Annotated in this window: 14 protein-coding genes; 7 read left to right on the plus strand and 7 right to left on the minus strand. The window is 72.1% G+C overall.

What is annotated here, in order from left to right; translation table 11 throughout:
• The first annotated feature begins 55 nt into the window (after positions 1–55).
• Positions 56–2,275, plus strand: coding sequence for an MMPL family transporter (locus ACWER9_RS12350; protein WP_452301896.1), 2,220 nt, complete (start codon positions 56–58; stop codon positions 2,273–2,275).
• Between the two features lie 264 nt (positions 2,276–2,539).
• On the opposite strand, the gene ACWER9_RS12355 is transcribed toward ACWER9_RS12350, so the two are convergent.
• Both ACWER9_RS12355 and ACWER9_RS12360 read right to left on the minus strand, forming a co-directional pair.
• Positions 2,540–3,382: an endo alpha-1,4 polygalactosaminidase gene (locus tag ACWER9_RS12355; RefSeq protein WP_452301897.1), complete on the minus strand. Its 843-nt coding sequence runs from the start codon at positions 3,380–3,382 to the stop codon at positions 2,540–2,542.
• Positions 3,383–3,499: 117 nt separating this feature from the next.
• The gene (locus ACWER9_RS12360) at positions 3,500–4,663 is read right to left on the minus strand and encodes a CAP domain-containing protein (RefSeq protein WP_452301898.1); all 1,164 of its coding nucleotides are present in this window, start codon (positions 4,661–4,663) and stop codon (positions 3,500–3,502) included.
• Between the two features lie 371 nt (positions 4,664–5,034).
• On the opposite strand from ACWER9_RS12360, the gene ACWER9_RS12365 reads away from it, so the two are divergent.
• From ACWER9_RS12365 to ACWER9_RS12375, 3 genes are all read left to right on the plus strand, one after another.
• Positions 5,035–5,229: a hypothetical protein gene (locus ACWER9_RS12365; protein WP_007456482.1), complete on the plus strand. Its 195-nt coding sequence runs from the start codon at positions 5,035–5,037 to the stop codon at positions 5,227–5,229.
• Between the two features lie 346 nt (positions 5,230–5,575).
• Positions 5,576–9,190 (plus strand): chromosome segregation protein SMC, encoded by a 3,615-nt coding sequence (gene smc, locus ACWER9_RS12370; RefSeq protein WP_452301899.1) that lies wholly within the window; start codon positions 5,576–5,578, stop codon positions 9,188–9,190.
• Positions 9,190–9,810 carry an HAD family hydrolase gene (locus ACWER9_RS12375; RefSeq protein WP_452301900.1) on the plus strand — a complete coding sequence of 207 codons (621 nt, stop codon included), beginning with the start codon at positions 9,190–9,192 and terminating at the stop codon, positions 9,808–9,810. Before smc ends, ACWER9_RS12375 begins: the two co-directional genes overlap by 1 nt.
• A 7-nt stretch (positions 9,811–9,817) precedes the next feature.
• On the opposite strand, the gene ACWER9_RS12380 is transcribed toward ACWER9_RS12375, so the two are convergent.
• The 5 genes from ACWER9_RS12380 to ACWER9_RS12400 all read right to left on the minus strand — a co-directional run bounded on the left by ACWER9_RS12380 (position 9,818) and on the right by ACWER9_RS12400 (position 14,832).
• Positions 9,818–10,339: a DinB family protein gene (locus ACWER9_RS12380; protein ID WP_452301901.1), complete on the minus strand. Its 522-nt coding sequence runs from the start codon at positions 10,337–10,339 to the stop codon at positions 9,818–9,820.
• Between the two features lie 43 nt (positions 10,340–10,382).
• The gene (locus ACWER9_RS12385; RefSeq protein ID WP_452301902.1) at positions 10,383–10,877 is read right to left on the minus strand and encodes a universal stress protein; all 495 of its coding nucleotides are present in this window, start codon (positions 10,875–10,877) and stop codon (positions 10,383–10,385) included.
• 9 nt (positions 10,878–10,886) lie between these two features.
• The gene (locus ACWER9_RS12390) at positions 10,887–12,506 is read right to left on the minus strand and encodes an MDR family MFS transporter (protein ID WP_452301903.1); all 1,620 of its coding nucleotides are present in this window, start codon (positions 12,504–12,506) and stop codon (positions 10,887–10,889) included.
• A 147-nt stretch (positions 12,507–12,653) separates the two neighbouring features.
• The gene (locus tag ACWER9_RS12395) at positions 12,654–13,094 is read right to left on the minus strand and encodes a MarR family winged helix-turn-helix transcriptional regulator (RefSeq protein WP_452301904.1); all 441 of its coding nucleotides are present in this window, start codon (positions 13,092–13,094) and stop codon (positions 12,654–12,656) included.
• 10 nt (positions 13,095–13,104) lie between these two features.
• On the minus strand, positions 13,105–14,832 hold the full coding sequence (locus tag ACWER9_RS12400; protein ID WP_452301905.1) for an alkaline phosphatase D family protein: 1,728 nt from the start codon (positions 14,830–14,832) through the stop codon (positions 13,105–13,107).
• A gap of 116 nt (positions 14,833–14,948) precedes the next feature.
• Between ACWER9_RS12400 and ftsY the strand changes: the two genes are divergently transcribed.
• The 3 genes from ftsY to ACWER9_RS12415 all read left to right on the plus strand — a co-directional run bounded on the left by ftsY (position 14,949) and on the right by ACWER9_RS12415 (position 18,689).
• Positions 14,949–16,130 (plus strand): signal recognition particle-docking protein FtsY, encoded by a 1,182-nt coding sequence (gene ftsY, locus ACWER9_RS12405; RefSeq protein WP_452301906.1) that lies wholly within the window; start codon positions 14,949–14,951, stop codon positions 16,128–16,130.
• A gap of 6 nt (positions 16,131–16,136) precedes the next feature.
• A complete protein-coding gene (locus ACWER9_RS12410) occupies positions 16,137–17,000 on the plus strand; it encodes an aminoglycoside phosphotransferase family protein (protein WP_354943395.1) in 864 nt (287 codons plus the stop codon).
• A 276-nt stretch (positions 17,001–17,276) separates the two neighbouring features.
• Positions 17,277–18,689: an ammonium transporter gene (locus tag ACWER9_RS12415; RefSeq protein ID WP_452301907.1), complete on the plus strand. Its 1,413-nt coding sequence runs from the start codon at positions 17,277–17,279 to the stop codon at positions 18,687–18,689.
• The last annotated feature ends 24 nt before the right edge of the window (positions 18,690–18,713 follow it).

Here is an 18,713-nt window from a genome sequence, read left to right on the forward strand (position 1 = left end):
ACGCACCTAGCGTCAGCACCGTTGACAGGGGGTTGACGTGACACGGGGACCCGAGATGGGCAGAAGACCGGTGACGGTGCGGCTGGCGCGGTGGAGCGCCGAGCACCCGTGGCGGGCGATCGCACTGTGGGCGGTGTTCGTCGCGGTGTGCTTCGTCGGCGGCAACGCCGCCGGACTCAACGAGGCCACGAGCGGCGACCAGGCGATCGGCGAGGCGGGGCGGGCCGGCCTGATCGTGGACGCCGGCGACTTCGACGACCCGGCCGTGGACAACGTCCTCATCACCTCCCGGGCGGGCACGTTGGACCAGGCGGCGGCGAAGGCGGCGGCCGACGACGCGGCGGCCCGGTTGCGTACGGTCGCCGGGGTGGCCGGGGTGGGTCAGCCGGTCACCGCGCGGGACGGCTCCGCGTTGCTGCTGCCGATCACGATGTCGGGCGACCCGGAGACGGCCTCGGAGCGGGTGCAGCCGCTGCGGGACGCCACCGCCACCGTGCAGGCCGCGCACCCCGAGCTGCGCGTCGAGCAGGTCGGTGGGCCGTCGATCGGTCAGGCCCTCGACGACACGCTCGGCAAGGACTTCAAGCGCGCCGAGCTGCTCAGCCTGCCGGTCACCCTGGCGATCCTGATCATCGCGTTCGGCGCGCTGATCGCGGCGAGCGTGCCGGTGCTGCTGGCGCTCTCCTCGGTCGCCGCCGCGATGGGTCTGTCCACCCTCGCGTCGCACCTGGTGCCGGCGACCGACACCACGGCGCCGGTGATCCTGCTGATCGGTATGGCGGTCGGCGTCGACTACTCACTGTTCTACATCCGTCGGGAGCGGGAGGAACGCGCCAAGGGTCGGTCCGGTCTGGACGCGGTGGAGACCGCCGCGGAGACCTCCGGGCACGCCGTGGTGGTCTCCGGCTTCGCGGTGATCATCTCGATGGCCGGTTTGCTGCTCGCCGGCGACGTGGTCTTCTCGTCCCTCGCCATCGGTTCGATCCTCGTGGTGGCCGTCGCGGTGACCGGCTCGCTGACCGCCCTGCCCGCCCTGCTGGCCCGGCTCGGCCGCTGGGTGGACCGGCCCCGGGTGCCGCTGCTCTGGCGACTGACCGCGACGCGTACCGGTCGGCACGGCCAGCCCCGCGAACCCCGGCTGTGGCCGGCGGTGCTCCGGCCGGCGCTGCGCGCGCCGGTGGCGACGCTCGTCATCTCGGTCGGGCTGCTGCTCGCGCTTGCCGCGCCGGCGCTCGGGATGAAGCTGAAGTTCCCCGGCATGGAGGATCTGCCCCGCACGACTCCGGCGATGCAGGCGTACGACCGGCTCACCGCCGCCTTCCCGAGCGCGGGCACCAACCACGTGGTGGCCGTCCGGGCGCCCGCCGAGCAGGCCGACCGGGTACGCGCCGCCCTCACCGACCTCTCCACCCGCGCGTCCGGCGATCCGCTGTTCGCCCCGGCCGAGGCGGACGGTCCGAAGATCGAGGTGTCGTCCGACCGGCGGGTCTCGGTGCTTGACGTGCCCACCCCGTACGCCAGTCGGGACGACAGGTCGGTGCAGTCGCTGGAGAAGCTGCGTGGGGACCTGGTCCCGGCCGAGCTGCGCGGCATCCCCGGCATCGAGTACGCGGTGGGCGGGGGCGTGGCCGACAGCGAGGACTACGCACAGCACGTGCGGGACAAGTTGCCACTGGTCATGGGCTTCGTGCTGGTGCTGACCTTCCTGGTCATGGCGGTCACCTTCCGGTCGGTGGTGATCGCGGCAAGCTCGATCGCGCTGAACCTGCTCTCCGCCGGTGCCGCGTACGGCCTGCTGGTGTTGATCTTCCAGGGCGAGTGGGCACAGGGGCTGCTCGGCTTCACGTCGATGGGCGCGATCGTGTCCTGGCTGCCGCTGTTCCTGTTCGTGGTGCTGTTCGGCCTGTCGATGGACTACCACGTCTTCGTGGTCAGTCGGATCCGCGAGGGCGTCCGGTCCGGGATGGCCAACCGCGACGCCGTGTCGTACGGGATCACCTCGTCGGCCGGGGTGGTGACGAGCGCGGCGATCGTGATGGTCGGCGTCTTCTCGATCTTCGCCACGTTGAGCACGATCGACATGAAGCAGCTCGGCATCGGCCTGGCGGCGGCGATCCTGCTGGATGCCACAGTCATCCGGGGGGTGGTGCTGCCGGCGTTGATGACCATGCTCGGCGACGCCAACTGGTGGGCCCCGCGCTTCCTGCGCCCCCGCCCGGCCCCCACCCCCACCGATCCGCCAGCCCTCACCCCCGAACTACTCCCGATCCCCTAACCCCGCCCCGCCCCGCCCCGCCCCGACCCGACCCCGGCACCCGCACCCCGCCCCGCCCCGCCCGCGCCGCACCCCGCCCTGCCCCGCGCCGCACCCCGCCCCCTGCCCCGCGCCGCACCCCGCCCCCTGCCCCCTGCCCCGCGATCTTGCAGTTTCTGTCGTGACTAAGCGGGCTAACCCGACAAACCGGCGACCGAAAGTGCAAGATCGCCGGGGCGGGGCGGGGCGGGGCGGGGCGGGCCGGGGCGGGGCGGGGCGGGTGGGTTAGGGGAGGGGGCAGGCTTCTCTTGAGGCGTCGAGGGTGCGGTCTTTCCGGATCGACGCGAAGCCGTAGCCGACGGTGGTGACACAGAAGTCGTCGGTCGAGCCGGTGTACTCGACGTGGAAGACCGGCTTGCCGGCGTCGCTGAACGGCAACAGCTTGGCGCATTGGCCCAGGCGGACGCACTCCTCGTTGACCGCGAAGTCGAAGTCCGGCGCCAGCGCGGCGAGCTGCGGCACGTCGTTGACAAGCCCGGGAGAGAGGCTCAGCGAGCGGGCCAGCTCGGCCAGCCGGCGGTTGAACAGCAGTTGGTCGTCGAAGTCGAGCGGGAAGCCGGTGCGGGCCGCGTACCCGTCGGCGTCGAAGAGCGCCACCGCGCCGAAGCCCTTGCCCCGGCACAGCCGGAACCGGTCGGCGAGCACCGGCCGGAGCGCGTCCCAACTCCGTACGTCCAGCCACCGGCTGTCGGGTAGGCGCCCGGGCGCACCTCGGACGATCTCCGGGAACCGGCTGGCGTCCGGGTCCGTGGAGCGGACCGATCCGACGTGCACCTGGCAGACCAACCGTCGGTCCCGGGAGCGCAGCTCGGCGGTCTGCGCGGCGGTGGTGGCCACCGGGTCGAGCAGGAAGACGTCGGCGTCGACCCCGGCGTCGAGCGGGCCGCTGAGCTGCCACTGCCACTGCCAGTGTCGAGCCTGGACCGCCGGCCACGCGGTGGGCGCGCCGGGTGGGGTCAGCGCTGGTCGGCACCCGTACGCCGGCACCACCAGGAGCAGAACGACGCCGGCGGACAGGACGCGACGCAGTGGGCGTACGGCGACGCGTCGCCGCGGCCGGATCCGCATCGGCAGCTCCCGGGTCCAGGGCGACCCGTCGCCGCCCTCACCGGTACGCGGCCCCCACGCTCCGACCCGACGTACCTCACCGGGTCAAACGAGCGCGGGGGCGGGAACGACGCGCGGTCAGCGCGGCGCCGCGAAGACCTGCGTCCAGTACGGTCCGTTGCTGCTGGCGATGCCGACGCCGATCTCGGTGAACGCGCAGTTCAGGATGTTTGCCTTGTGGCCGGAGCTGTTCATCCAGGCGTCCATCACCGCGGCCGGGGTCTTCTGGTTCCAGGCCACGTTCTCGCCGTACGTGCGCCAGGCGTAGCCGACCCGGTCCAGCCGGGTGCCGGCGTTGCTGCCGTCGCTGCCGGTGTGCGACATGTTCTGGTGGTCGGCCTGGTCCTGGCTGTGGCGCTGGGCGGCCGTCATCAGCTTGTCGTCGATGCTCAGCGCCTTGCAGCCGGCCTTGGCCCGTTCGGCGTTGACCAGGTCCACCACCTCGCGGGCCTGGGCGCTGACGGAACCGGTGGAACCGCCGGAGCCGGTGGAGCCGCCGGTGTTGCTCGGCGCGCTGCTGCGCGGGACGCTGCGGCGCGACGCGGCGGTGCTCCGCGACGACGCCGGCGTGGGCTTGACGACCTTGCTCGGCGACGGGCTCGGAGACGCCGGGCTGGGGATGGTGGACGGCGAGGGCGCGGCGAGGGTGTCGAGCGTCGGTTCGTCGGTCGGCGCGGCCGAGGTGGCGAAGGTGTCGTCGACGGCCGTCGGCTGGGCGGCCCCGTCGTCACCCCCGGGCAGCGTGAGCGCGCCGACGCCGAGGCTCACCACGAGGGTGGCGGCTGCGGCGGCGCCCCCGATCATCAGCGGCCGGCGCCACCGCCGTGGAGAGCGGTGCCGTCCCTCGCCGGGCCGCCCGGTCTCGGTGGCGCCGCGCCACGCGTCGGTGGTCTCCGGATCGGTGTCGGTGTGCCAGCCGCCGGGCGTCTCGGCGCGCCAGCCGCCGGTGGTGCCCTGCGCCGGGCGGCCGTCGTCCCAGCCGTCAGCTTCGCTGTCCGGCCTGTGGGCCGGCCAGGCGGCGGTGTGCGCGTCGGTCGGCCCGGTGGGGGCTGCCGGCTCCGACCGGGCGTCGCCGGTGGTCTGCTCGCGGTGCCACTCGTCCTGCGGCTGGCCGGGTTCGTCGCCGAACAGATAGGCCGAGCGGGGCTCCGGGCGGTCGTGCAGCCAGGCCGGCTCGTCGGTCGGTCCCTCGGCGCGCCGAGGGGCGCCGTTCGGGTCCATCGGATCGGTCCAGCCGTACACGCCTATGCCTCCAGGGGTCGGTTGCGGGCCGGGCTGACGCTACGGCGCGCCTACGACCTGCGGCAACGTGGCTAAGAAAGAGTTAAGGGGAAGTCGGACGCCAGGGTGCGGACTTCCGCGGATCCGGGCGTACAGTAAAGGCGTCCGGACAGAGAGTGTCCGTGCCTTGCGGCAGCCCCCCGACAAGTGGACAGGTCGACGTGGAGATGATCTACGGCCTGCGAGAACTTGACGAAGGAGGGGTTTGCGGCTCAATATATAGGTGTCGCCAGTCGCGCCCGGTCATGCCCAGATACAGCCTGGAATGACAGCCGCGTACAAATGGGCGCGCGTTGGCCGGCCTTTCCGGCAGCGCATATCAAGGAGTCAGCATGGCGAAGGCCCTCTACGGCCACGTAGGTGCAGCGCCCGACCGGCGTCTGCTCGACGAGGTCACCCGGCTGCGTGCCCGGGTTCAGGCACTGGAGTTCGAGATCACGCGTCTGCGTGCCGACAATGATCGGCTCGCGGCGGCTGCGGCGGAGGCGGACGATCTGCTTCGTCTGGCCGAGCCGGCGCTGACCTGATCTTCAGGTCGTAAAACTGAATCGCACCACCGCAAAAATGCGCGCCGACACCTCTGTGCCGGCGCGCAACACTGTCCGGCACCTTTTCGTCACCGACCATTCATGATCTTGCGGTGGATCGCCCGGGAAGCGCCTCGCAGTTACCGAAAAGCGCGTCGGCGGATAAGCCGATCATGAAAGGCCCTTGTCTTTCTTCTGGCCCGCGGAACAGCAGCGGACCCACTGTCGACGCGACGCCGAGGCGGGTCGCGTGCCGGCCCGCTCCCACCGCCGGGTTAGTCTGCGAGTTCACCCAGGTCCCCACAGCCGGCGACGGTTCGGCGGCCACCGGACGAGGATCGAGTAGGTGTATCTCAAGAGCCTGACGGTGAAGGGCTTCAAGTCCTTCGCCTCCACCACGACGTTGAAGCTGGAGCCCGGGATCACCTGTGTGGTGGGCCCGAACGGCTCGGGCAAGTCCAACGTCGTCGACGCCATCGCCTGGGTCCTCGGCGAGCAGGGGGCCAAGGCCCTGCGTGGCGGCAAGATGGAGGACGTCATCTTCGCCGGCACCGCCGGCCGGGCGCCGCTGGGCCGCGCCGAGGTCACCCTCACCATCGACAACACCGACGGCGCGCTGCCGATCGAGTACACCGAGGTCTCCATCACCCGCCGGATGTTCCGCTCCGGCGAGAGCGAGTACGAGATCAACGGCAACTCCTGCCGGTTGCTCGACATCCAGGAGCTGCTGTCGGACTCCGGCATCGGCCGGGAGATGCACATCATCGTCGGGCAGGGCCGCCTCGACGGCATGCTGCACGCCAAGCCGGAGGACCGCCGCGCGTTCATCGAGGAGGCGGCCGGCGTCCTCAAGCACCGCAAGCGCAAGGAAAAGGCGCTGCGCAAGCTCGACGCGATGCAGGTGAACCTCAACCGCTTGACCGACCTCACGGCCGAACTGCGTCGTCAGCTCAAGCCGCTCGGCCGGCAGGCCGAGGTGGCTCGGCGAGCCGCCGCCATCCAGGCCAACCTGCGCGACGCCCGGTTGCGCCTGCTCGCCGACGACCTGGCCACCCTGCGGACCACCCTGGACCGGGAGATCGCCGACGAGACCGCGCTGCGCGAGCGGCGCGAGCAGATCGAGGGTGAGCACGCCGAGGTGCAGGGCCGGCTCGGCGAGTTGGAAGCCGCCCTCGCGGAGGACGCGCCGCTGCTCGCCGCCGCCCAGGACACCTGGTACAAGCTGTCCGCCCTGCAGGAACGCTTCCGCTCCATCGAGCAGTTGGCTCGGGAGCGGCTGCGGCACCTCAGCGCCAGCGGCGACGACGAGCGGCCCGGCCGCGACCCGGACCAGCTGGAGGCCGAGGCGGAACGCGTCCGCGAGCAGGAGGAGGAGCTGCGCGGCGCGCTCACCGACGACCAGATCCGCCTGGCCGAGGCGGTCGAGCACCGTCAGGAGTTGGAACGGCAGCTGGCCGCCGCCGAGCGCGAGCTTGTCGTCGCGGCGAAGGCCATCGCCGACCGGCGGGAGGGGATGGCCCGGCTGACCGGCCAGGTCAACTCCGCCCGGGCCCGGACCACGAGCGCCAGCGAGGAGATCGAACGTCTCGCGATCGCGCACGCCGACGCGCTGGGCCGTGCCGAGCAGGCGCAGGCCGACCTGGACGCGGTCGCAGCCCAGTCGACCGAGGCCGACCGGGACAACGCGGACCTGGACGCCCGGCATGCCGAGGCGGTCGCCGTGCAGGAGCGGGCGCAGGCAAACGTCCGGTCGCTCAACGACGCCGAGCGGGCGGCGGAGAAGGACGCCGCCACCTGGAAGGCCCGGGAGGAGGCACTCGCCCTGGGGCTGCGGCGCAAGGACGGCGCCGGGGCGCTGCTCGCCCGCGCCGGCGACGTACCCGGCCTGCTCGGCAGCCTCGCCGGGCTGCTCACCGTCGCGCCGGGCCACGAGGCCGCGCTTGCCGCCGCGCTCGGCGGCCTCGCCGACGCGGTTGCCGTCAGCGGGGTGGACGAGGCCGTCGAGGCGATGCGACTGCTGAAGATCTCCGACGCCGGCCGGGCCGGCCTGCTTGTCGGCAGCCCGGCGGGGCCCGGCATGACCGGCTCCGCCGACGCGCTGCGCCCCAAGCTGCCGGACGACGCCCGGTGGGCGCCCGACCTGGTGGAGTGCAGCGCCGAGCTGCGGCCGGCGGTGCACCGGGCCCTGCGGGACGTGGCGCTCGTCGACGATCTCGCCGCCGCTGCCGAGCTGGTCGCCAGCAACCCCGAACTGCGGGCGGTCACCCCCGACGGTGACGTGGTCGGGGCGTACGCGGCGGCCGGCGGGTCGGCCAAGGCCCCCAGCTACATCGAGGTGCAGGCCGCCGTCGAGGAGGCCCGGGCCAACCGGCTCACCGCCGAACGCGCCGGCCTGGAGCTGCGTGACCAGTTGGTCGAGGCGCGCGCCGAGGTGGCCACTGCCAAGGAGGCCGTGCAACACGCCGCGGCCGAGAAGCGCGAGGCGGAGAGCCACCGCAATGCCGCCGCCCGTCGGCTGGCCGAGCTGGGTGCGGCGGCCCGGTCCGCGAAGGCCGAGACCGACCGGCTCGGTGACTCCCGCTCCCGCGCCGAGGCCGCCCGACAGCGGGACCTCACCGCCCTCGCCGAGCTGGAGGAGCGGCTGCGGCTGGCCGAGGAGACTCCGGTCGACGCCGAGCCCTCCACCGAGGAACGCGACCAACTGGCGGCCATGGTGCCGCAGGCCCGGCAGAACGAGATGGAGGTCCGGCTCGCCGTGCGTACCGCCGAGGAGCGGGTCTCCTCGATCGCCGGCCGGGCCGACTCGCTCGCCCGGCAGGCGACCGCGGAGCGGGCTGCCCGGGAGCGCGCGGCTGCCCGGCGGGCCGCCCGCGCCCGGGGCGCGGGCATCGCCAGGGCCGTCGCCGGTGGTGCCCGGGAGGCGCTGACCCGGCTGACCACCTCGATCGCGACGGCCGAGGAGCACCGCGACGCGGTCGCCCTGGAGCGCGCCGCGCGGGAGGCGGAGCTCCAGGAGGTACGCGGGGCGGCCAAGCGGCTCGGCGCCGAGCTGGAGCGGCTGACCAGCCAGGTGCACCGCGACGAGGTGGCCCGCGCGGAGCAGCGGCTGCGCATCGAGCAGTTGGAGGCGAAGGCCGCCGAGGACTTCGGGCTGGACGTGGAGACGCTCGTCGCCGAGTACGGCCCCACGCAGCCGGTCCCGCCGACCGCAGTCGACGTCGCGGCCGCCGAGCGCGACGGTCTGCCGGTGCCCGAGCCGGTGCGCTACGAGCGGCCGGTGCAGGAGAAGCGGGCCGCCAAGGCGGAACGCGAACTCGCCCTGCTCGGCAAGGTCAACCCGCTCGCGCTCGAGGAGTTCGCCGCGCTTGAGGAGCGTTTCAAGTTCCTCTCCGAGCAGTTGGAGGACCTGAAGGCCACGCGCCGGGACCTGCTCACCGTGGTCAAGGACGTGGACGAGCGGATCCTCGAGGTCTTCGCCAGCGCCTTCGAGGACACCGCCCGTGAGTTCGAGCAGGTGTTCACCGTGCTCTTCCCCGGCGGCGAGGGGCGCCTGATCCTCACCGAACCGGACGACCTGCTCACCACCGGCGTCGAGGTGGAGGCCCGCCCGCCGGGCAAGAAGATCAAGCGGTTGTCGCTGCTCTCCGGTGGCGAGCGGTCGCTGACCGCGGTGGCCATGCTGGTGGCGATCTTCCGCGCCCGGCCCAGCCCGTTCTACATCATGGACGAGGTGGAGGCGGCCCTGGACGACGTCAACCTGGGTCGGTTGATCACGTTGATGGCACAGTTGCGGGAGAAGAGTCAGCTGATCGTCATCACCCACCAGAAGCGGACGATGGAGATCGCCGACGCGCTCTACGGCGTGACCATGCGCAGCGGGGTCACCCAGGTGATCAGCCAACGGCTCAACCGGGCCGACGAGGACGACCAGCGGCACGGCCGCGGCGAGGAGAACGGGTAGTGGCTCGGGAACGCGCGACGGCGCTCCTGCTGGATCTGGACGGCGTGCTGCGCCGGTTCGACCCGGCGATCGCCGCCGGGGTGGAGCGGGAGTACGGCCTCGCCGACGGTGTGCTCACCGAGATCGCCATGCAGTGGGGACGGCTTCAGCCGGTGCTCACCGGCCAGCTGAGCCACTCCGACTGGGTGAGCAGTGTGGTGGACGCTCTCGCCGAGCCGGCCGGTGGCCCGGACCGGGCCCGTGCCGCGGTGGAGCAGTGGCAGCGCTACCGGGGCGAGGTGGACACCGAGGTGCTCGACTTCGTCCGTGAGGTGCGCGCGGCCGGGGTCACCGTCGGCCTGGCCACCAACGCCACCGACCTGCTCGACGCCGACCTGGAAGCCCTCGGCCTCGTCGGTGAGCTGGACGTGGTCGTCAACTCGTCGGTCGTGGGTGTGCACAAGCCGGCCCCGGAGTACTTCCAGGCCGCCTGCGTGGCCCTGGCCACCCCGCCGGCCCGGGTCCTCTTCGTCGACGACGAGGACTGGGCCGTGCGGGGTGCCCGCGCCGCCGGGCTGTCGGCGCACCGCTGGGGCGGCCACGCCGACCTGCGGTACCTGCGGGCGGCCCTGGACTACTGACCGCCTGTCACTCGCCGGTGACGCCGTCGATGCGTTCCCGGATCAGGTCCGCGTGGCCGTTGTGCCGGGCGTACTCCTCGATCATGTGCACGTACACCCAGCGCAGGTTGAAGGTGCGCTTCTTCGCGCCGACCTCGGTGAACGTCTCGTCGAGCGAGTGGCCGGCGGCGGCCTCCCGGGCCAGCGCCACCTCGCGGTGGAAGGTGGCGAAGTCGGCCGGCGCGTCGGCGGCGCTGACGTCGTGGTCGGCGTCCGGGTTGTCCGGGGTGAAGTACGGGTAGTCGACAGGCTCGCCGGCGAAGTTCTCCCGGAACCACCAGGCCTCGACCTCGGCCAGGTGCCGGACCAGGCCGAGCAGCGTCAGCCCGGAGGGTTCCACGCTCGGCGTGCGCAACTGCTCCTCGGTCAGGCCGGCGCACTTGAGCAACAGTGTCTGTCGGTGGTAGTCGAGCCAGCCGTCGAGCATGGTGCGCTCGTCGCCGACGTACGGTTCGGGGGTCCGGGTGATCGCCGGTGCGGTCCAGGTCATGCGCGCATCCTGCCCGGCACCCCGGACACACCGCGACGGGTTATCAGGGCACCACGACGACCGGCCAACGGCCGGCGCGGACCAGCCGGGTGGCGACCGAGCCGACCAGGCGGTGCCCGGCCTGCTCGGAGGCGCCGACCACGAGCATGTCGGCCTGGAACTCGTCGGCCGCCGCGCACAGCTCCCCGTACGCGTCGCCGCGCCGCACCAGCAGGGTCACCGGAATGCCCCACTGCTCGGCCCCACGCCGGCACTCCCGGCGCAGCTCGTCGGCCAGCTCGTCGTGGGTGCGCTGGACCGCGCCGGCATCCATTCCAGGGACCAGGGCGGTCAGCCCGCTCGGTGAGCTGACGAAGACCACCACCAGCGCGGCGCTCTGCCGACGGGCCAGGCCGGCGGCGTAGGAGCCGGCCCGTTCGGAGGTGCGGGTGCCGTCGACGCCCACCATGATCACCCGAGGCCCGTCGGTGCCGCGCTCGAAGGGCAGCGGTCGGGTTCGGGGGCCGTACTCCTCGCGGTCCGGTGCTCCCACGCCCATGGCCCTACCTCACCTCTGCTCGCCGGTACGGATCACCGCTGCGCCAGCGCCGGCAGCGACTGTCGATTCCCGCTCGACCTCGTCGGAAACCGGGCTGTCGTTGTGCTGGCGCAGCGGCACCTCCTTGATGAAGGCCACCGCGATCAGCGCGATCAGCGCGAACGGGGCTGCGGCCAGGAAGATGTCACCGGCGCCGTGGCCGTACGCGCTCTCCACCACCGCCCGCAGCGGGCCGGGCAGGGTGTGCACGTCGGGCAGGGCACCGCCGCTGCCGGAGCTGGAGGCGGGGATGCCGAGCTGGGCCAGCCCGTCGGCGGTGTAGTCCTTGACCTTGTGGGCGAGCACCGCGCCGAGGGCGGACACACCGATCGCGCCGCCGAGGCTGCGGAAGAACGCCACCACCGAGCTGGCCGCGCCGAGCTCGTGCGGGCCCACGGTGTTCTGCACGGCGAGCACGAGGTTCTGCATGGTCATGCCCAGGCCGACGCCGATCACCGCCATGTAGACGCTGAGCAGCGCGAAGCTGGTGTCCGCGCGGAGCGTGCCCATCAGCGCGAAGCCGATGGTGAGCAGGGCCGACCCGATCACCAGGTACCGCTTCCAGCGGCCGGTCTTGCTGATGACCCGCCCGATGACCGTGGAGGCGACGAGCAGGCCGAGGATCATCGGCAGGGTCATCAGGCCGGACATGGTCGGGCTCTGACCGCGGCTGATCTGGAAGTACTGGCCCAGGAAGATCGACGCGCCGAACATGCCGACACCGACCGCGATGCTCGCGACGACGGCGAGGGTGATGGTGCGGTTGCGGAACAGCCGCGGCGGGATCATCGGCTCGGTGGCCCGGGTCTCGACCCGGATCGCCAGCGCGCCGAGCACCAGGGCACCGACGACCATGGCGGCGGTCTGCCAGGAGGCCCAGGCGAACTGGTCACCGGCGAGCGAGACCCAGATCAGCAGCAGCGAGACGGCTGCGGTGATCAGGGTGGCGCCCCACCAGTCGATCTGCGCCTTCCGCTTGACCACCGGCAGGTGCAGGGTCTTCTGGAGCACGATCAGCGCGAGGATTGCGAACGGCACGCCGACGTAGAAGCACCAGCGCCAGCCGAGCCAGGAGGTGTCCACGATCACGCCGCCGATCAGCGGGCCGCCGATGGTGCCGACGGCCATCACGGCGCCGAGGTAGCCGCTGTAGCGGCCCCGCTCGCGCGGCGCGATCATCGTCGCCATGATCACCTGGGCCAGCGCGGTGAGGCCGCCGGCGCCGATGCCCTGGAGCACCCGGCAGGCGATCAGCTCGCCGGTGCCCTGGGCGAGGCCGGCCAGCACCGAGCCCAGCACGTAGATGCCCAGCGCGAGCTGGACCAGGGTCTTCTTGCTGGTCAGGTCGGCCAGCTTGCCCCAGATGGGGGTGGTGGCGGTGGTCGCGAGCAGGGCCGAGGTCACCACCCAGGTGTACGCGGACTGGCCGCCGTGCAGTTCGGTGATGATCCGCGGCAGCGCGTTCGAGATGACCGTGGAGGAGAGGATCGCGACGAACAGGCCCAGCAGCAGGCCGGAGAGTGCTTCCAGGATCTGCCGGTGGGTCATGTCGACGGCGGCCGCCCGAGTGGGGACTGTGGCCTGGCTCATCGTGTGTTGCCTCCGAGCGGAGTCGAGGTGGAACGGCGGCGGGCTGGTACGCACGGGCCGCCTGAGAATTGCCTGAGGCAACCGTATGCCTTGGTTGCCTGAAGCAACAACTTGTCGGGCCAGCCCGCTATTCCCCGCCGCCGGGCGCTACTGCCAGGAGTCGTTGAACCGGCCGAGCAGCCGGGCGAACTCCTCGACGTCCCGCTCCGGCCACCCGTCCAGGGCGCGGAGGAACTCGCCCAGACGCGCCGAACGGGCGATGTCGAACCGGCGCTGCCCCTCCTCGGTGAGGCTGATCTGGGCGGCCCGCCGGTCACTCGGGTCGGGGTCGCGGTGGACCAGGCCGAGGACCTCCAAGGCGTTGATCTGCCGGCTCAGCGTCCCCTTGCCCACGCCCAGCCGCGCCGCCAACTCGGTCAACCGGATCGACCCGCTACGCCGCAACCAGAGCAACAAACCGTAGGTGTTCGGCTCCAGGTTCGGGTGCACCTCCCGGGCGATCTCCCAGGAGACCGCCCGGCCACGACGCAGCAGAGCGGTCAACTCGTGCTCGACCGCCCGGATCGGCTCCGGCAGGTGCTCGTCCACGGCGTAGAGACTACGGCGCGGTCGGCTCGTCGCCGCCGGAGAGTCGGCGCCGCATCACCGGGCGTAGGTGCCCGTCCTTCGTGGTGCCCTCGATGACCACGTCGGCCCCGCGCCCGTCGTGGGTCAGGGTGGCGACCGCGTTACCGAAGTACGGGCCGGCCAGCTTGCGCCAGCGCACCCCCGGCCGGCGGACGCCCGCCGAACGGGCCAGCGCCCGGGTGGCCCCGGCCGGACCGGCCGACCAGCCCATCTTCATCAGCGGGCGGATGCCCGCCGGCACCTGGTTGTGGATCGGTGAACAGGTGAGCTGGTGCACCGGGGTGACCACCGCCGGGTCGGCGAACCGGGCCCGCGCCACGTACGAGTGGTGCACGTCACCGGAGAGCACGCTTATCGACGCCGGTGGGGCGTACGCCGGGCCGGCCCCGATCCGGGCACCGGACTGCCGTGGCGTGCCGGTGCCGATCCGGGCGAACGTCTCCGCCAGGGCCTCGAAGGAGCGCCGGAACGCCGCCCAGTGCTCCAGGTCCAGGGCGCGGCGCAGCTTCTCCGCCCCGCGCGCCACCCACGGCCGGCGCGAGTCGGCAAGCTTCTCGTTCCACGCCTCGATGTGGTGGATGCCCTGCGGCAGCAGCCAGGGCAGCGAGGCACCCACCACCAGGTGGTCGTAGACCCCGTGCGCCTGGTCGAGGAACCAGGACCACTCGCCGGGCGGCAGCATCGCCCGGCTGCTGGGCTCGAGCACCCGGCTGCACCTGTTGTCCAGCATCACCAGCCGGGTCCGGCCCAGGTCCAGGGCGTAACTCCACTGGTACTGCACCGCGCGCCAGCGCTCGGTGTCGTGCGCCAGGTCGGACTCCTGGTCGACCCGGTGGCCGAACTCGCGCAGCACACCCGTGGCGTCCTCGGCGGCGGCGACCTTCGCGAAGACCGGGTCGGCGACGATCTCGTCCGGGGAGAGGTTGCCCAGGTGCTGGTAGACCCAGTAGGAGGCGAGCCCACTGCCGATCCGCTCCTGCCACCACGGCTGCTCGCGCACCTCGGCGCGCCAGGCCGCCGAGGTGTTCCAGTCGTCGATGATCTCGTGATCGTCGAAGATCATCACGCTCGGCACGGTGGAGAGCAGCCAGCGGATCTCCGGATCACGCCAGGACTCCAGGTAGAGCTTGGTGTACTCGTCGAAGCTGACCACCTGGTCGGCCGGCGCGCCCTTCGGCCGCCGCCGACGTCGACGCAGCAGCCGGCGCACCGTGGGCGAGGTGACATCGGCGTAGACCTGGTCACCGAGCAGCACCAGCAGGTCGGGCAGCGGGTTCGACTCCGGGTCCGCCATCAACCGCCGGGCGTACGCGTCGAGCGCGTCCGGGGGCAGCTTGCGGGTGGTGGCGTGCTGGGTGGTCTCCCGGCAGGAACCGAAGATCAGACTGACCGGCTGGTCCTTGTCGTCGGCGGCCCGGGTGCGGATCACGCTCGGCGGGAACCCGCTGCTCGGCACCGGCCAGACCAGCTCGTCGTCGACAAGCACCTCGTAGGTGGTCTCGCTGTCCGGAGTGAGCCCCTCCACCACCACGAGGGCGTAGTGGTGGTCGTACGCCGAGAAGGTGGGCGCGGTGCCGGTGGCGCCGCCGGCGGTGCGGACGGTGACCACGGCGGGCGCTGCGGTCTCCACCCAGATCGTGGCCCGGGTGTCCACCACTCGTCGCAGGAGTGGGCCGATGAGGAGGTGTGCGGCGGACATGGCGCGAGCCTACCGCCGGTTTCCGGGCATCTGCCGGGTGCGGTCGCGGAGACTCCGGGCACCGCTCGGGGTGCGGTGGCTGGGACGCCGTCGCCCGCATCTGACAGGATTCCGGCATGGCCGAATATCTCGTCCTCGCTCTGGTCCTGCTCGGTGTGCTGATCGCCGGCACAGTCGGGCTGGTCGTGCCGCGCTTGCGGCGGCGGCCCGAGCCCCCGCTGCCGCGCACCGAGGTCGACACCAGGGCCGAGGAGGATCTCGCCGGCCCGCCGGTCGAGGCACCGGAGTCCGATCTGTCCACCGGCGTCCTGGTCGAGCCGCCACCGGTGCTCGAACCGCAGGTGGAGGTCCCCGAGCCGACCGCCGGGCGGCTGGTGCGGCTCCGCTCACGGCTGTCCCGCTCACAGAACGTGTTCGGTAAGGGGCTGCTCGGCCTGCTCGCCCGCGACCACCTCGACGAGGACGTCTGGGAGGAGATCGAGGACAGCCTGATCACCGCCGACGTCGGCGTCGACGCCACCCGCGACATCGTCGACCGGCTCCGCGAGCGCACCCGGGTGCTCGGCACCCGGTCCGCCTCCGAGCTGCGGGCACTGCTCGCCGCCGAGCTGGTCAACGCGCTCGACCCGAGCCTGGACCGCTCGCTGCGGACCGCCCCCAAGGACGGCGCGCCGGCGGTTGTCCTGGTCGTCGGCGTCAACGGCGCCGGCAAGACCACCACCTGCGGCAAGATCGCCCGGGTGCTGGTGGCCGACGGTCGCAGCGTGCTGCTCGGCGCGGCCGACACCTTCCGGGCCGCGGCGGCCGACCAACTGGAGACCTGGGGCTCGCGCGTCGGCGCGGAGACCGTCCGGGGGCCGGAGGCCGCCGACCCGGCAAGCGTCGCCTTCGACGCGGTCAAGCGTGGCATCGACACCGGCGTGGACACCGTGCTCATCGACACCGCCGGCCGCCTGCAGAACAAGGTCGGCCTGATGGACGAGCTGGGCAAGGTCAAGCGCGTGGTGGAGAAGCAGGGCCCGATCGACGAGACGCTGCTCATCCTGGACGCCACCACCGGGCAGAACGGCCTGGAGCAGGCCCGGGTCTTCACCGAGGTGGTCAACGTGACAGGTGTGGTGCTGACCAAGCTCGACGGCACCGCCAAGGGCGGCATCGTGATCGCCGTACAGCGCAAGCTCGGCATTCCGGTGAAGCTGATCGGGCTCGGCGAAGGCAAGGACGACCTTGCCCCGTTCGACCCGGCGCAGTTCGTCGACGCGTTGCTCGGGACCGAGGCCACCGGCCGGGACGCGTAGTCTCGGGTGACCACTGACGATCGCGCGTACGCGGGCTGGCGCGACCCCGGCCACGCCTCGCAGCGCCTCGGGAGACCGTACGTGACTTCGCAGGAGATCCCGCTGCACGGCGGCAACGTGAGCACCGTTGTCCGCGTGGGTGACACGGTCCGGCGTAACGCCGGACCGTGGACCCCGTCGGTGCACGCGCTGCTGCGCCACCTGGAGTACGTGGGGTTCACCGGCGCGCCCCGGGCGCTCGGGATGGACGAGCGCAACCGCGAGGTGCTGTCGTACCTGGAGGGGGAGTGCGGGGAGTACCCGCTCGCCCCGCACTGGGTCACCGACGAGGCCCTGGTCACCGTCGCCACCATGCTGCGGATGTTCCACGACGCGCAGTACGGCTTCACCCCTCCGCAGGCGGCGGTCTGGCGTTCGTTCGGGCCACCACCACCGGACACCGAGGTGATCTGCCACCACGACGCCGCGCCGCACAACGTGATCTGGCGTCCGGACGGCACCCTCGGGCTGATCGACTTCGACCTCGCCTCACCCGGAGCGCGGATCTACGACGTGGCGTACGCGGCCTGGACGTGGGTGCCGATCTTCGCGGACCGCGACTCGATCACGCTCGGCTGGAAGCACCCGGACCGGCCCCGCCGACTCCGGCTCTTCGCCGACGCGTACGGGCTGATCCCGCGGGACCGGCACCGGCTGATCCGGACCATCCGCAAGCGGATCGTGGACCACGTGGAGGGCATCCGGCGGATGGCCGCCGCCGGTGAGCCGGCGTTCGTCCGGATCGTGCACAAGGGTCACCTGCGTCGACCGATGCGCGATCTGCGGCTGCTCGACTACGAGCGGCACACCCTGGAGAACGCCCTCCGCTGAGCGCGGGTCGATCGATGCCCGGCCAGGCCCGTCCGGCGCACCGGTCGATGCGTCTGACCGGTCAGCCATCGACGTCCGCTGTCCGGTCGATCCACGGTCGTCCATGCTGCTGACTGTGCGGAGTTCGTGACACGTCCGAAACAACCTGTCACGAAACGGAAACCCGCACGGGACCCAAAGTGAAACAGCCGGCCGCGAAGCTTCCGCGCAACCGGCCTACGGGCGACGCTGCCCCGGAAAGCCGCGAAGGAGGACTTCACCCTTTAGGAGGCCAGCGTGCCTGAAGCACCGACGATCGACGGCGCCAATACCACGTGGCTGCTGGTTTCGACCGCGCTCGTGCTGCTCATGACCCCCGGACTGGCGCTGTTCTACGGCGGCCTCAACCGGGCCAAGGGCGTACTCAACATGATGATGATGAGCTTCTCGGCTATCGGGCTCATCTCCATTCTCTGGTGGTTCTACGGTTTCAGCGTCGCCTTCGGGGCCGACGTGAACGGTTTCTGGGGCGACCCGGCCGCGTACCTCGGCACCAAGACCTTCCTCGCCGAGACCGACCTGTGGGGTGCCACGGCGGAGAACCCCAGCGGCATCGGGGTCCCGCTCTACGTGTTCATGGCCTTCCAGATGGTCTTCGCGGTGATCACCGTCGCGCTGATCAGCGGCGCCATCGCCGACCGGGCCAAGTTCGCCGGTTGGCTGCTGTTCGCCTTCGGCTGGGCGACCCTTGTCTACTTCCCGGTCGCGCACTGGGTGTGGGGCGGCGGCATCATCGGCGGCGACATCCACGCGCTGGACTTCGCCGGCGGCACCGCGGTGCACATCAACGCCGGTGCGGCGGCCCTGGCCGTGGCGCTGGTGCTCGGCAAGCGGCTCGGTTGGCCGCGGGAGGGCATGAAGCCGCACAACATCCCGCTTGTCGCGCTCGGTGCGGGTCTGCTGTGGTTCGGCTGGTTCGGGTTCAACGCCGGCTCGGAGCTGACCGTCGACTCGGTCGCCGGCCTGGCCTTCATCAACACCCAGCTCGCCACGGCGGCGGCGGTGCTCGGCTGGATCGCTGTCGAGTGGGTCAAGACCCGTAAGCCGACGATGGTCGGTGCCTCGTCCGGCGCCGTCGCCGGCCTGGTCGCCATCACCCCGGCCTGTGGTTTCATCGCCCCCTGGGCGGCGGTCCTGCTCGGCATCGTGGCCGGTGCGGTCTGCGCGCTCGCGGTCAGCCTCAAGTACAAGCTCGGCTACGACGACTCGCTCGACGTGGTCGGCGTGCACTTCGTCGGTGGGTGGATCGGCTCGCTCTGGCTCGGCCTCTTCGCCACCAACTCGGTCAACGCCGCGATCACCGACGTGGTGGGTGGCTCCGACGGCCTCTTCTACGGCGGCGGGCTGACCCAGCTCGGCCGGCAGGCCCTCGCCGGTCTGATCGTCACCGTCTGGTCGTTCGGCATCGCCTGGGTGCTCGCGTTCGTCATCGAGAAGACGATCGGCTTCCGGGTCAAGGCCGAGGCCGAGGTCGACGGCATCGACATCGGCGAGCACGCCGAGAGCAGCTACGACCTGTCCCCGGCCGGTGGCGGCGCGGGCAGCGCGTTCGCGATGGCCGGCATCGGCACCCCCGGTGGCAGCGCCACGAGTGGTGCCAAGCCGGAGGCGGAGCCCGCCGAGCCGGTAAGCGAGAAGGTCGCCGGTTAACGTTCCTGGGATGGAGGGGTTGGA

Source organism: Micromonospora sp. NPDC003944, from assembly GCF_053605225.1.